The 10,984-nt window shown below is 39.5% G+C and carries 15 protein-coding genes and 1 rRNA gene; 14 read left to right on the top strand and 2 right to left on the bottom strand.

Features of this window, described 5'->3' with window-relative positions; all coding sequences use genetic code 11:
* The 11 genes from BMZ31_RS19905 to BMZ31_RS19855 form a co-directional block, all read left to right on the top strand.
* Window positions 1-98: DNA-directed RNA polymerase subunit alpha C-terminal domain-containing protein (locus BMZ31_RS19905; protein WP_275261359.1), on the top strand; the 98-nt coding region annotated here is incomplete at its 5' end.
* A 77-nt stretch (window positions 99-175) separates the two neighbouring features.
* Complete coding sequence (gene rplQ / locus BMZ31_RS19900; protein WP_090833659.1) at window positions 176-538, top strand: 50S ribosomal protein L17; 363 nt, start codon at window positions 176-178, stop codon at window positions 536-538.
* Window positions 539-879: 341 nt separating this feature from the next.
* Window positions 880-1,719, top strand: coding sequence for an energy-coupling factor ABC transporter ATP-binding protein (locus BMZ31_RS19895; protein WP_090833658.1), 840 nt, complete (start codon window positions 880-882; stop codon window positions 1,717-1,719).
* Window positions 1,695-2,567, top strand: a complete 873-nt coding sequence (locus tag BMZ31_RS19890) for an energy-coupling factor ABC transporter ATP-binding protein (RefSeq protein WP_090833657.1) — start codon at window positions 1,695-1,697, stop codon at window positions 2,565-2,567. Before BMZ31_RS19895 ends, BMZ31_RS19890 begins: the two co-directional genes overlap by 25 nt.
* Window positions 2,564-3,361 (top strand): energy-coupling factor transporter transmembrane component T family protein, encoded by a 798-nt coding sequence (locus BMZ31_RS19885; protein WP_090833656.1) that lies wholly within the window; start codon window positions 2,564-2,566, stop codon window positions 3,359-3,361. The genes BMZ31_RS19890 and BMZ31_RS19885 overlap by 4 nt, the downstream gene beginning before the upstream one ends.
* Before the next feature lie 10 nt (window positions 3,362-3,371).
* Window positions 3,372-4,106, top strand: a complete 735-nt coding sequence (gene truA / locus BMZ31_RS19880) for a tRNA pseudouridine(38-40) synthase TruA (protein WP_090833655.1) — start codon at window positions 3,372-3,374, stop codon at window positions 4,104-4,106.
* 212 nt (window positions 4,107-4,318) lie between these two features.
* On the top strand, window positions 4,319-4,756 hold the full coding sequence (rplM, locus tag BMZ31_RS19875) for a 50S ribosomal protein L13 (RefSeq protein WP_090833654.1): 438 nt from the start codon (window positions 4,319-4,321) through the stop codon (window positions 4,754-4,756).
* 21 nt (window positions 4,757-4,777) lie between these two features.
* Window positions 4,778-5,170 carry a 30S ribosomal protein S9 gene (gene rpsI, locus BMZ31_RS19870; RefSeq protein WP_090833653.1) on the top strand — a complete coding sequence of 131 codons (393 nt, stop codon included), beginning with the start codon at window positions 4,778-4,780 and terminating at the stop codon, window positions 5,168-5,170.
* Between the two features lie 136 nt (window positions 5,171-5,306).
* Window positions 5,307-5,750 (top strand): YbaK family protein, encoded by a 444-nt coding sequence (locus tag BMZ31_RS19865; RefSeq protein WP_090833652.1) that lies wholly within the window; start codon window positions 5,307-5,309, stop codon window positions 5,748-5,750.
* A gap of 85 nt (window positions 5,751-5,835) precedes the next feature.
* Window positions 5,836-6,558, top strand: coding sequence for an N-acetylmuramoyl-L-alanine amidase CwlD (cwlD, locus tag BMZ31_RS19860; protein WP_090833661.1), 723 nt, complete (start codon window positions 5,836-5,838; stop codon window positions 6,556-6,558).
* A gap of 138 nt (window positions 6,559-6,696) precedes the next feature.
* On the top strand, window positions 6,697-7,755 hold the full coding sequence (locus BMZ31_RS19855) for a P-loop NTPase (RefSeq protein ID WP_090833651.1): 1,059 nt from the start codon (window positions 6,697-6,699) through the stop codon (window positions 7,753-7,755).
* 58 nt (window positions 7,756-7,813) lie between these two features.
* On the opposite strand, the gene gerD is transcribed toward BMZ31_RS19855, so the two are convergent.
* Window positions 7,814-8,428 carry a spore germination lipoprotein GerD gene (gene gerD, locus BMZ31_RS19850; RefSeq protein WP_090833660.1) on the bottom strand — a complete coding sequence of 205 codons (615 nt, stop codon included), beginning with the start codon at window positions 8,426-8,428 and terminating at the stop codon, window positions 7,814-7,816.
* A 151-nt stretch (window positions 8,429-8,579) separates the two neighbouring features.
* Between gerD and BMZ31_RS19845 the strand changes: the two genes are divergently transcribed.
* A complete protein-coding gene (locus tag BMZ31_RS19845; protein ID WP_090833650.1) occupies window positions 8,580-9,254 on the top strand; it encodes a KinB-signaling pathway activation protein in 675 nt (224 codons plus the stop codon).
* Window positions 9,255-9,280: 26 nt separating this feature from the next.
* On the opposite strand, the gene pdaB is transcribed toward BMZ31_RS19845, so the two are convergent.
* Window positions 9,281-10,033 (bottom strand): polysaccharide deacetylase family sporulation protein PdaB, encoded by a 753-nt coding sequence (gene pdaB, locus BMZ31_RS19840; protein ID WP_090833649.1) that lies wholly within the window; start codon window positions 10,031-10,033, stop codon window positions 9,281-9,283.
* A 182-nt stretch (window positions 10,034-10,215) separates the two neighbouring features.
* Between pdaB and BMZ31_RS19835 the strand changes: the two genes are divergently transcribed.
* Both BMZ31_RS19835 and BMZ31_RS19830 read left to right on the top strand, forming a co-directional pair.
* Window positions 10,216-10,446: a hypothetical protein gene (locus tag BMZ31_RS19835; RefSeq protein ID WP_090833648.1), complete on the top strand. Its 231-nt coding sequence runs from the start codon at window positions 10,216-10,218 to the stop codon at window positions 10,444-10,446.
* 301 nt (window positions 10,447-10,747) lie between these two features.
* Window positions 10,748-10,984: ribosomal RNA gene (locus BMZ31_RS19830) — 16S ribosomal RNA — on the top strand; the annotation flags it as partial.

The following is a 10,984-nucleotide window of genomic DNA, read 5'->3' as shown; positions in this document are numbered from 1 at the left end:
AAGATATGATGAAAGTTCGTAACTTAGGCCGCAAATCACTCGAAGAAGTGAAAGCGAAATTAGAAGAGCTTGGATTAGGTTTACGTAAGGACGACTGATTGTTTTAATTAACATTAGCTGAAATTAGTAAACATATGAAAGCCGATTATGACTTCAACAAAGGAGGGAACCCTTCATGGCATACAGAAAGTTAGGACGTACAAGCGCTCAACGTAAAGCAATGCTTCGTGATTTAACGACAGACCTTATCATCAATGAGCGTATCGAAACAACAGAAACTCGCGCGAAAGAAATCCGTGGAACTGTTGAAAAAATGATTACTCTTGGAAAGCGTGGAGATCTTCATGCACGTCGTCAAGCTGCTGCTTACGTTCGTAATGAAGTAGCTGATGCTGAGAACAATGTTTCTGCACTTCAAAAGTTATTTGCTGACATCGCTCCTCGTTACTCAGAGCGTCAAGGTGGATACACAAGAATTATGAAACTTGGACCTCGCCGCGGTGACGGTGCGCCAATGGTTATCATTGAACTAGTTTAATACCTTTTACAGACAACAAGGGTGAGGGACAGTTTTTCAAACAAACTTGTTCTTGCCCTTTTTCTGTAAATGCTTCAAAATAATAAATACATGTAACAAGCCAAAAAGAGCGTTACGATGAGCGTGATATCTTTACCAGATCCGTGTCTGTTTAGAGAGCCATTAGACACGTTCTCATTGCGTCTCGTCTAGCTCATGCACCTCCTCCCAATTTCTTTGTAGAAATTTCCTGAATTAGTTGCAGAATGTTTCGCGTTCTGCTCGGGATGAGGTGCAGGCTTTTTTTGTATTCTGAAGGTATAGTTGAGATAGACAGTTTAGTTGAGTTGAGGGGGATTAAAGTGAGAAATTCGCTTGTCACAATAGATAACATTAGTTTTCAATATGACCTTCAAGAACAATATGCTCTAAAAGATGTCTCCTTTGATATTTTTGAAGGGGAATGGCTTGCGATAGTTGGTCATAACGGTTCTGGAAAGTCTACCCTAGCCAAGCTTTTGAATGGTCTTCAATTTGCTCAAGAAGGGCAAATTATCGTCTCTGGGACGTCTTTAAAGGAAGAAACGGTTTGGGAAGTTCGGAAGAAGATTGGGATGGTTTTTCAAAATCCGGATAATCAATTTGTAGGGACAACAGTCAAGGATGATGTGGCTTTTGGTTTAGAAAATAATGGTGTACCACAGGCTGAAATGGTTTTGCGAGTGGAAGAAGCCTTGCAAAGCGTCAAAATGTCAGCTTTTCTTGATCAAGAGCCGCACCATCTCTCTGGTGGTCAAAAGCAGAGAGTAGCCATTGCAGGTGTTCTGGCTTTAAAGCCGGAAATCATCATACTTGATGAAGCTACATCCATGCTTGACCCCCGTGGTAGAGAAGAAGTAGTGGAAACCGTCAGAGTTCTAAAGGAAGAAAAAGCTATGACCGTGATTTCCATTACTCACGATTTGGAAGAAGCTGCGAAAGCTGATCGAATTATCGTAATGAATAGAGGTAGCCTTTACAAAGAAGGTACACCTGAAGAGATTTTTCAAATGGATAAAGAACTGGTAGATCTCGGTTTAGATATACCCTTTCCTGTTAAAATGAGCAAGTTGTTAAAGAAAAAAGGGATAGACCTATCAAGGCAGCATTTGTCGGAAGAAGAGTTGGTGACAGAGTTATGGACCTCTTGCTTAAAAGTGTAGAATATCGCTATCAAGCGAAAACCCCGTTTGAAAGATTGGCCATTTCAGATGTCACGATGGATATTCCTCATGGAACATACATGGCTATTATAGGACATACTGGATCTGGGAAATCGACACTACTTCAACATTTAAATGCTTTATTGCAACCAACTAGTGGGTACGTTCAAATTGGGAGTAGAGTGATTGAAGCAGGGAGAAAAGAGAAAAATTTGAAGGCTGTCCGTCAAAAGGTAGGAATTGTGTTTCAATTCCCGGAGCATCAATTGTTTGAAGAAACCGTTGAAAAAGATATCTGCTTTGGCCCGTTGAATTTTGGAGTTTCTGAAGAGGAAGCAAAAATGCGGGCGCGGCTTGCTTTAGCTCAAGTTGGCCTAGCAGAGGAAATCCTGCAAAAATCACCATTTGATTTATCTGGCGGACAGATGAGAAGGGTGGCCATTGCTGGTGTACTTGCGATGGAGCCTGACGTCATCGTGCTCGATGAACCTACTGCTGGTTTAGATCCGCGTGGACGTAAAGAGATAATGGATATGTTCTATCAGCTTCATAAAGACAGAAATCTTTCCACTGTATTAGTTACACACAGCATGGAGGATGCAGCGAGATATGCAGATCGCATTTCCATCATGCATGAAGGTAAATTGGTGAAGCAAGGTGGTCCGGAAGAAATCTTCTCGAATCCAGAAGAGTTGATTAGATTAGGGTTAGATGTTCCTGAAGTTGTTCGCTTTCAATTGCTTTTCGAGAAAAAGTTTGCTGTAAAGTTTAATAAGACATACTTAGATATGGAAGAGCTATCCTCTGCGATTGCCTTGCAGTTAACGGGGGGGAGGAAATCGCCATGATGGAGAACATGATTTTCGGACGATATGTGCCGGCAGATTCACTTATTCATCGTATGGACCCGCGTTCAAAGCTCATTCTCGTATTTATGTTTGTTTGTGTCGTGTTTTTAGCCAATAACCCTGTTACCTATGCCATACTGGCCGTGTACACTTTAGTAATGATGTCGATGTCCCGTATTCCAGCACGATTCTTATTTGCGGGATTAAAGCCTGTCCTTTGGCTTGTACTCTTCACATTACTTATACACATCTTTTTAACAAAAGAAGGTGAAGTGGTTTTTGAATATGGCTGGATTAAGATTTATAAAGAAGGTATTCGTCAGGGGATTTTTATCTCTATGCGTTTCTTCTTCCTAATTCTGATTACATCGTTGTTAACATTAACAACAACTCCTATCGAAATAACGGATGGTCTAGAGAAGTTACTGAATCCACTTAAAAAAGTTCGCTTTCCTGTACATGAAATGGCACTGATGATGTCGATTTCCTTGAGGTTTATACCAACTCTAATGCAAGAGACGGATAAAATCATGAAGGCGCAAATTGCGCGTGGTGTCGAGTTCTCAAGTGGACCTGTAAAGGATAGAGTAAAGGCCATTATTCCGCTTTTAATTCCTTTGTTTGTAAGCTCTTTTAAACGAGCAGAAGAACTAGCTATCGCAATGGAAGCCCGTGGCTATAAAGGTGGAGAAGGACGGACGAAGTATCGTCAGTTGTCTTGGCAATGGTTTGATACGGCTTTTCTATTGTTATTGGCAATACTAACTGTTTTGCTAATTTTATTAAGGTCATGATGGTGAGCAAATGCAGAGATATAAATGTATCATATCCTATGATGGAACAGCATTCGCTGGGTACCAAGTACAGCCAGAGAAACGGACTGTGCAAGGTGAATTGGAAACAATCCTAACACGAATGCATAAATACTCAGTGAAAATTTTTGCATCAGGGAGAACGGATGCTGGGGTACATGCGAAGGGGCAAGTTATCCACTTTGATTCTGATCTAAAAATCCCATTAGAAAAATGGATCGTAGCATTAAATGCTCAAATTCCTGATGATATTGTCATTCAGTCAATTGAACTTGCTAAAAAAGGGTTTCATTCCCGATTCGATACAAGTGGTAAGCAGTATAGGTATTTTCTTGAGTTAACGGATAAACGTAATCCATTTACAAGAAACCATGCTTTTCATTTCCCTTACCAAATTGATTTAGTTAAGATGAAAACCGCCGCCAAGTTCCTAATTGGTGAGCATGATTTCACGAGTTTTTGCGCTGCAGGTACAGACGTAAAAGACAAAGTAAGAATTATTGAGGATATCGACTTTGTATACGAAGGCAACCAATTATGTATTCGCTTTGTTGGGAATGGTTTTTTATATAACATGGTCAGGATACTCGTTGGAACGCTAATAGAGGTTGGGACAGGCAAACGTGCCCCTGAATCTCTTAAAGAGGTACTAGAAGGGAAGGATCGAAGCCTTGCAGGAAAAACAGCCCCTGCACACGGTCTATATCTTTGGGAAGTTTATTATTAAAATAAAAACAACCTAACCTGGTGTTTAATATTATCTTGACAATATGCCGGCGAGGATATATTATAGCATATGTATGTATTTTAACCCCACGATAAAGCCCCGGAAAGTCTTCATCGTGATTGAAAATATATGATCAAAAAGCGGAACGGAACACCGTATTTGCTTGAAAGTTTGAAAAACAATTTTTTTGGATTTAATTAGGAGGGAAACTCATGCGTACAACGTTTATGGCAAATGCCAACAATATCGAGCGTAAATGGTACGTAGTTGATGCTGAAGGCAAAACTCTTGGACGTCTTGCTTCTGAAGTTGCATCAATTCTACGTGGTAAAAATAAACCAACTTTCACACCACATGTTGACACTGGTGACAATGTTATCATTATCAACGCTTCAAAGATTCACTTAACTGGTAAGAAGTTAACTGACAAAATCTACTACCGTCACACTATGCACCCAGGTGGTTTAAGAACTAGAACTGCTCTTGAAATGCGTACAAACTATGCTGAGAAAATGCTTGAACTTGCTATCAAGGGCATGCTTCCAAAGAATTCTCTTGGCCGTCAAATGTTCAGAAAGCTACACGTATTTGCTGGTAGCGAGCACACGCACCAAGCACAAAAACCAGAAGTTTACGAACTTCGCGGATAATTTTTAGGGGAGGTTATTAACTTGGCACAAGTTCAATATATTGGTACAGGTCGTCGTAAGAGCTCAGTTGCTCGTGTACGTTTAGTTCCAGGTAACGGAAGCATCTTAATCAACGATCGTGAAATCGAAAACTACATTCCATTCGAAGCATTACGTGAAGTTGTTAAGCAACCACTAGTTGCTACAGAAACTCTTGGTAGCTATGACATTCTTGTAAATGTAAACGGTGGAGGATACACTGGTCAAGCTGGCGCAATCCGTCACGGTATCGCTCGTGCGTTACTTCAAGCTGATCCAGAATTCCGTCCAACATTAAAGCGCGCAGGTCTATTGACTCGTGATGCACGTATGAAAGAGCGTAAAAAATACGGTCTTAAAGGTGCTCGTCGTGCACCTCAGTTCTCAAAGCGTTAATTTTTACGCCTATACAAACTCCAACCAGAAATGGTTGGAGTTTTTTTGTGCTTAAAAATTGGAAATGATTTTGAGAGTTTTTTTTGCATTTCTTCTCTGAAGCAGATAAAGACTACTTTCAAAGGGGTGAAGCTTTTTGAATGTAATTACAACTTTTAAAGAAAAGAGAAGAGAAAAGCAAATCAAATATGAGAGAACCGTTCTTAAGGACTTATCTATAAAGGTTTTAAAATCTAGAGTACAGCATTTCTTTGGATCATCGAGGATTACTTCCAATCTTATGATGAACTCTGGAATCGAAGAGGCTTGTTATGATATTGCCATCGAAGCCTTTTTGCTTGGAGCCAAATTCAGTAAGTTTGGCTACTATGGAGAAAGGACTGAGGATATAAGAAAACGTTGTTATAAAGAAGAAAAGCACTTAACAGATACACTTTATAATTTCCTCCTCTACTGGGGCCATGGTGATGAAGGTATTATGAGTGAAAGCCTTTTTTACTCTTGTGAACAATATGTTCAAATATGGTGGGAGGATGGCTTTAGAAATGGAGAACGCAGGCGTAAATTACGGCTGCATTAGGAAGAAGCTTTGTTGGTTGTTCTAAAACCTCTTGTTGTCCCATATAGTTGAATGAATAGGGACGAGCGGGAGGTGTAATGGATTGTTGATACGAAGGTTAAAAATCACAGCATTCGTTCTGGGATTAATCACGTTATTTTTTATTTTACAACTTGATTTTACTGAAAATAATTCGTGGAAATCCTGGAATTTGCCTTTGTCAGGCAAAGTAATTTTAATAGATCCGGGTCACGGTGGTCCTGATGGCGGAGCTGGTGATGAGAGTGCGCTAGAAAAAGAAATTGCTTTAAGTGTTTCATTAAAGGTCAGAGACTACTTACAACAGCAGGGTGCACTTGTGATCATGACAAGAGAAGAAGATAAAGACCTCGCTGACCCCGATACTAGGGGATACAGTCGTCGTAAAGTAGAAGATTTGAAAAAACGCTTGGAGATGATTAACGAGTCGCAGGCAGACTTTTTTATTAGCTTGCACTTAAATTCGATTCCTTCCTCTAGATGGAGCGGGGCTCAGACTTTTTATGGAACCAAATTCAGCGAAAACAAAGAAGCAGCTATGTTCATTCAAGCTGAATTGAGACGAAATCTTGAAAATACGGAACGCAAAGCTAAGTCGCTGAATCAAGTGTATATTCTAAAGCATGCCAAGAAACCAGGGGCCTTAGTTGAAATAGGTTTTCTTTCTAACCCTCAAGAAAAAGAAAATCTAAAGAAGAAGAAGTATCAAGATAAAGTGGCTGCTTCTATTTATAAGGGAATCCTCCGCTATTATTCAAATGAAAAAGCGCTTATAGAGAAAGATGAATGAAGGTGACACTCTGACACCTTCTATTTTGTTTGTCTCGTTTTCACCGATAGGTAGGTGTGATTCATTTAACAGTTTTCTGTCTTTTGTATGGTATACTAAGTGAGTAGTTATGCAAACGAATACATAAGGGGTGTTAACATGTTAACAGAGCAAAAAGTTCATGAAATTCTAGGTGGATTAAACGAGCCTTTTTTACATAAGACGTTAGCAGAACTTAATGGTGTAGAAGAAATTAAGCTTAAACCAGAAAAAAATCACGTAAGTGTGAAGATTGCGATTGCTAAGACAGGTACTGCTGAACAACTGCAATTGCAAACGCAAATCGTCAATCTTTTAAAAGAAGCGGGAGCGGAATCTGTTGGATTACGATTCAACCAACTTCCTGAAGAAGTCATATCTCAGCACTTGATTGCACAAACACAAGAGGAAGATACTAATTTGTTAAAAAGCAATAAAACAACATTTATTGCAATTGCCAGTGGTAAGGGTGGCGTAGGTAAATCAACTGTGTCTGTGAACATGGCTGTTGCTCTTGCTCGCCTAGGCAAAAAAGTTGGACTAGTGGATGCTGACATTTATGGTTTTAGTGTACCTGATATGATGGGGATTACGAATAGACCGGTAGTTAGAGGGGAAAAGATCATTCCGGTTGAAAGATTTGGTGTAAAAGTGATCTCGATGGGCTTCTTTGTTGAAGACAATGCCCCAATCATCTGGCGTGGACCTATGTTAGGGAAAATGTTGAATAGCTTCTTTAATGAGGTGGAGTGGGGAGAACTTGATTACTTGCTATTAGATTTACCTCCAGGAACAGGAGATGTTGCATTAGACGTCCATGCTATGCTTCCGGCTTGTAAGGAAATCATTGTTACAACTCCGCATCCGACAGCTGCCTTCGTAGCCGCTCGTGCAGGAGCAATGGCAGTAAGAACCGAACATGAAATCATCGGAATTGTTGAAAATATGGCTTACTTCGAAAGTAAAGTTACTGGAGAAAAAGAATATGTGTTTGGTAATGGTGGAGGAGACAAGTTAGCGGAAGAACTGCAAACTGAAGTACTCGGACGCCTACCTTTGGCTCAGCCTGATTGGAATGACGCAGATTTTGCACCTTCTGTATACCAAGAAGACCATCAGCTTGGTCGAATCTACTTAGAAATGGCTGGAAAAGTCATCGGGATTTTAGAAAAAAAATAAAGAATTTAAACAAAGGCGTCTCTTATGACGCCTTTGTTTATTGAATTTTTTTTTCTATCTACGCACCGGCGCCAGGTTCTTGCCCTTGATTTCCTGAATCCTCACCGCCAGAGCTATCTTTGCCAGTGGATTTACCTGCCTGTATTTCTTCGGCAGCTTTGATGAGCAAGGCTTGGATTTTTGCTTTAAAGATGGGACTTTCAAATGTTTCGGTCATGACTTTCTGCAAATGCTGGCGGAATTCCTTGCTCTTTAATGCATCTGCCATATCTTTTTGAAGCTCAGGCTCTTTAAAAATCTCCATCATCATTCCGCGATATTCAGGATCTTTCATTAAATCTTTAAGGAGCTTTTCATTTTCCTTTTTCATACTCTTGGCAACACTTGCGGAGAACTTCGGATCTTCAAAAGATTTTTTCCAGAACGTAGTACCTTTATCTGAAGTAAGGGTTTTTTCGATCGTTTCAGAAACAACCTTTTGGTCCATGACAAGCTTTTCTTTTAGTTTATCGTCGGACATGACATCTTGAATCGCTTTCTTACCATCATCCGTCTTTAATATATCCACAACCATCTTCTTCGTTTCTTCATAATCGATTTGCCCTCCTGTCGCCTCTTTCCCTGAGCAACTAGTTAATAAGAGGACGATGACGAGTAGCGGCCATTTTTTCATTTTCATTTTCAAGCTCCTTTCGCAAAGGTAACCTTAATTTTAGGATGAAGTAATTGAACATAAATTATTCAAGTATCTGTCCTAGATTTTTCATTCTTTCGTTGGTACAATCATTAAGGAATGAATATTATTGTTATGGAGGATATGCGACGTGACGAGCCGTAACTTGGTTAGGCTGTTTTTTAGCACATTATTGGTCGGGGGATTAACCACCGGTATTGTAGGTTTTATTGTAAGATGGGAAGAATTTCAACCGATCTTTTCAGATTTTGATATCGTTGAGATTCTATCTATATTAGCTTGGCTTGTAGGGATTGGACTTATTTTTAGTATAATTAGCCAAATGGGCTTTTTTGCTTATTTAACCGTTCATCGATTTGGTCTTGGGATATTCAAGTCACTTTGGAGTGCAGTGCAGGTCTTGTTGATTGCCATAGTGCTTTTTGATTTGGTTTATTTAAGGTATAAAGCATTCGCTGAACCAGGAGAAAGTATTGTTTCGTATTTATCTATTGCATTAGTTGTGATGGTTATCGGTGTTGTAGTAGCTTATTTGAAAATGAAGCAAACTACGAAAGAAGTGTTTATTCCTGCAGCATTTTTTATGATTGTGGTAACTGTTATTGAATGGGTGCCAGTTTTACGTGTAAATGAATCAAGTTGGCTATATTTGATGGTGTTTCCTTTGCTGGTTTGTAATGCCTATCAATTGCTCATCTTACATAAGCTAAATGAGCAATCTATGCGTGAAAGGGAATCGAAAGAGCTTCAAAAAAATAATAAAAAACCAATCGAGAAGAAAACGAAAAAAAAGCCGGCCAAATAGGTTCGGCTTTTTTATATGGATAACTTTTAGCGTATTTCTTCAGAACGAGCGGTTCCGTTAGCAATCATTTCGGATACAGTCACAAGCTTTAAGTTTTTTTTGTTGATAGCGGCAACAATCTCAGGTAGTGCTTTCCGTGTTTGGATGGCTGAATCAGAAGCGTGTAACAGGAGTATGTCTCCTTTTTCTGCTGTTTGCACATTCCTAACAATCTTATCGACGCCGGGATTAGTCCAGTCTTTAGAATCGATGCTCCAATGAACAAGTGTATAGCCGTGTTTTTGGACAACATTTAATGTTCGTTTGTCAAAATGGCCGGTAGGAGCACGTACAAGTTTGATGTCCTTAATATTCAATTTGCGAAACGCTTCTTGTGCCTTGGATAAATCTTGGCGAATTTTTGCATCCTCTAGCTCGGAATAATCAACATAGGCATAACCTAGCATTCCTATTTCATATCCTTCTTTTGCAATCCTATTGACAATGTCGGGGTGTCTCTCTGCCCATGAACCCGCCAAGAAGAAGGTGGCTGTGCGGATTTTTTGTCTTTTTAACTCATCCAATATAGGTTCTGCTTTTTCATCGCCCCAACCAATGTTGAAAGTTAAGGCTAAATCCTTCTCACCCTTATACACGGCTTTCGGACCATCTTTCGTCTGGAATACAGGCATTTGTAGCGTATTTTCTACATACAAAAACCATGCTGTGAAAAATGATGCAATCAAAATCAAAATGCCTTGTTTAAGAAATCTGCTTTTTACTACCAAAAAGAAATTCATCCTTTCCATCACCTCGTCCAAAACATTCCTTGTCCTAATGTATTCACGACTATGGACGCTTATGAATAAAGAATTTAATGGGACAATCCTGGATAAATGCATAAATCTTTTTCGACAAGTCTTATAAAATTGAATTATTTGGAAAAGACTACTACCACAATGATTCAGGGGTGTGATGATAGGTGATTGGCTTTCTCATCAATGAAAAAGAAACAAAAGAGATGGAGTATTTAATAAAGAGAGAAATGGATGAGATCCTTTACGATTTGAAGGATCATCGCATTGATCATATTGTCAAAAGGGCAATGGAGGAAAGGTATAAGATTTTATTTGCCTTATTTAAGCGGGTAGCATCTCCGAGGGAATGCTTAAAATATATGCGTACTTCCCAGAAAAAGACGAACCGTGGTTAATGAAGAAAAAGAGCCCCGCATGCTATTAATCTTTTTCGTAAAATGTATTGACTTCCTTTTTTAATCTTGTTATATTAATAAACGTTGCTGCTGACGACATCATAGCTTTGAAAAAAGTTAAAAAAGATGTTGACAGTAACGAAGCGAAAATGATATATTGATAAAGTCGCTTCTGAGCGATAAACAAAATTGTTCCTTGAAAACTAAACAAACAAAAATGTCAACAAAACAAGTAATAACAAGTGAAAGTAACTTTGTTGCTGGAACTTGCCAGAGTTAGTAATTGAGCTAATCTCACTCTTTATTGGAGAGTTTGATCCTGGCTCAGGACGAACGCTGGCGGCGTGCCTAATACATGCAAGTCGAGCGGATTGATGGGAGCTTGCTCCCTGATATCAGCGGCGGACGGGTGAGTAACACGTGGGCAACCTGCCTGTAAGACTGGGATAACTTCGGGAAACCGGAGCTAATACCGGATAATCCTTTTCCTCTCATGAGGAAAAGCTGAAAGACGGTTTCGGCTGTCACTTACAGATGG

Source organism: Bacillus sp. cl95 (assembly GCF_900115925.1).
GTDB lineage: Bacteria > Bacillota > Bacilli > Bacillales > Cytobacillaceae > Neobacillus_A.
Note: the sequence above shows the minus strand (reverse complement) of the source record. Positions and strands in the feature narration are given on the sequence as shown.

What these genes read in the sequence shown, in the direction of transcription:
- rplQ (WP_090833659.1), top strand. Translation starts at nt 176, where the DNA reads ATGGCATACAGAAAGTTAGGACGTACAAGCGCTCAACGTAAAGCAATG.
- BMZ31_RS19890 (WP_090833657.1), top strand. Translation starts at nt 1,695, where the DNA reads ATGGACCTCTTGCTTAAAAGTGTAGAATATCGCTATCAAGCGAAAACC.
- BMZ31_RS19885 (WP_090833656.1), top strand. Translation starts at nt 2,564, where the DNA reads ATGATGGAGAACATGATTTTCGGACGATATGTGCCGGCAGATTCACTT.
- truA (WP_090833655.1), top strand. Translation starts at nt 3,372, where the DNA reads ATGCAGAGATATAAATGTATCATATCCTATGATGGAACAGCATTCGCT.
- rplM (WP_090833654.1), top strand. Translation starts at nt 4,319, where the DNA reads ATGCGTACAACGTTTATGGCAAATGCCAACAATATCGAGCGTAAATGG.
- BMZ31_RS19855 (WP_090833651.1), top strand. Translation starts at nt 6,697, where the DNA reads ATGTTAACAGAGCAAAAAGTTCATGAAATTCTAGGTGGATTAAACGAG.
- gerD (WP_090833660.1), bottom strand. Translation starts at nt 8,428, where the DNA reads ATGAAAAAATGGCCGCTACTCGTCATCGTCCTCTTATTAACTAGTTGC.
- pdaB (WP_090833649.1), bottom strand. Translation starts at nt 10,033, where the DNA reads ATGAATTTCTTTTTGGTAGTAAAAAGCAGATTTCTTAAACAAGGCATT.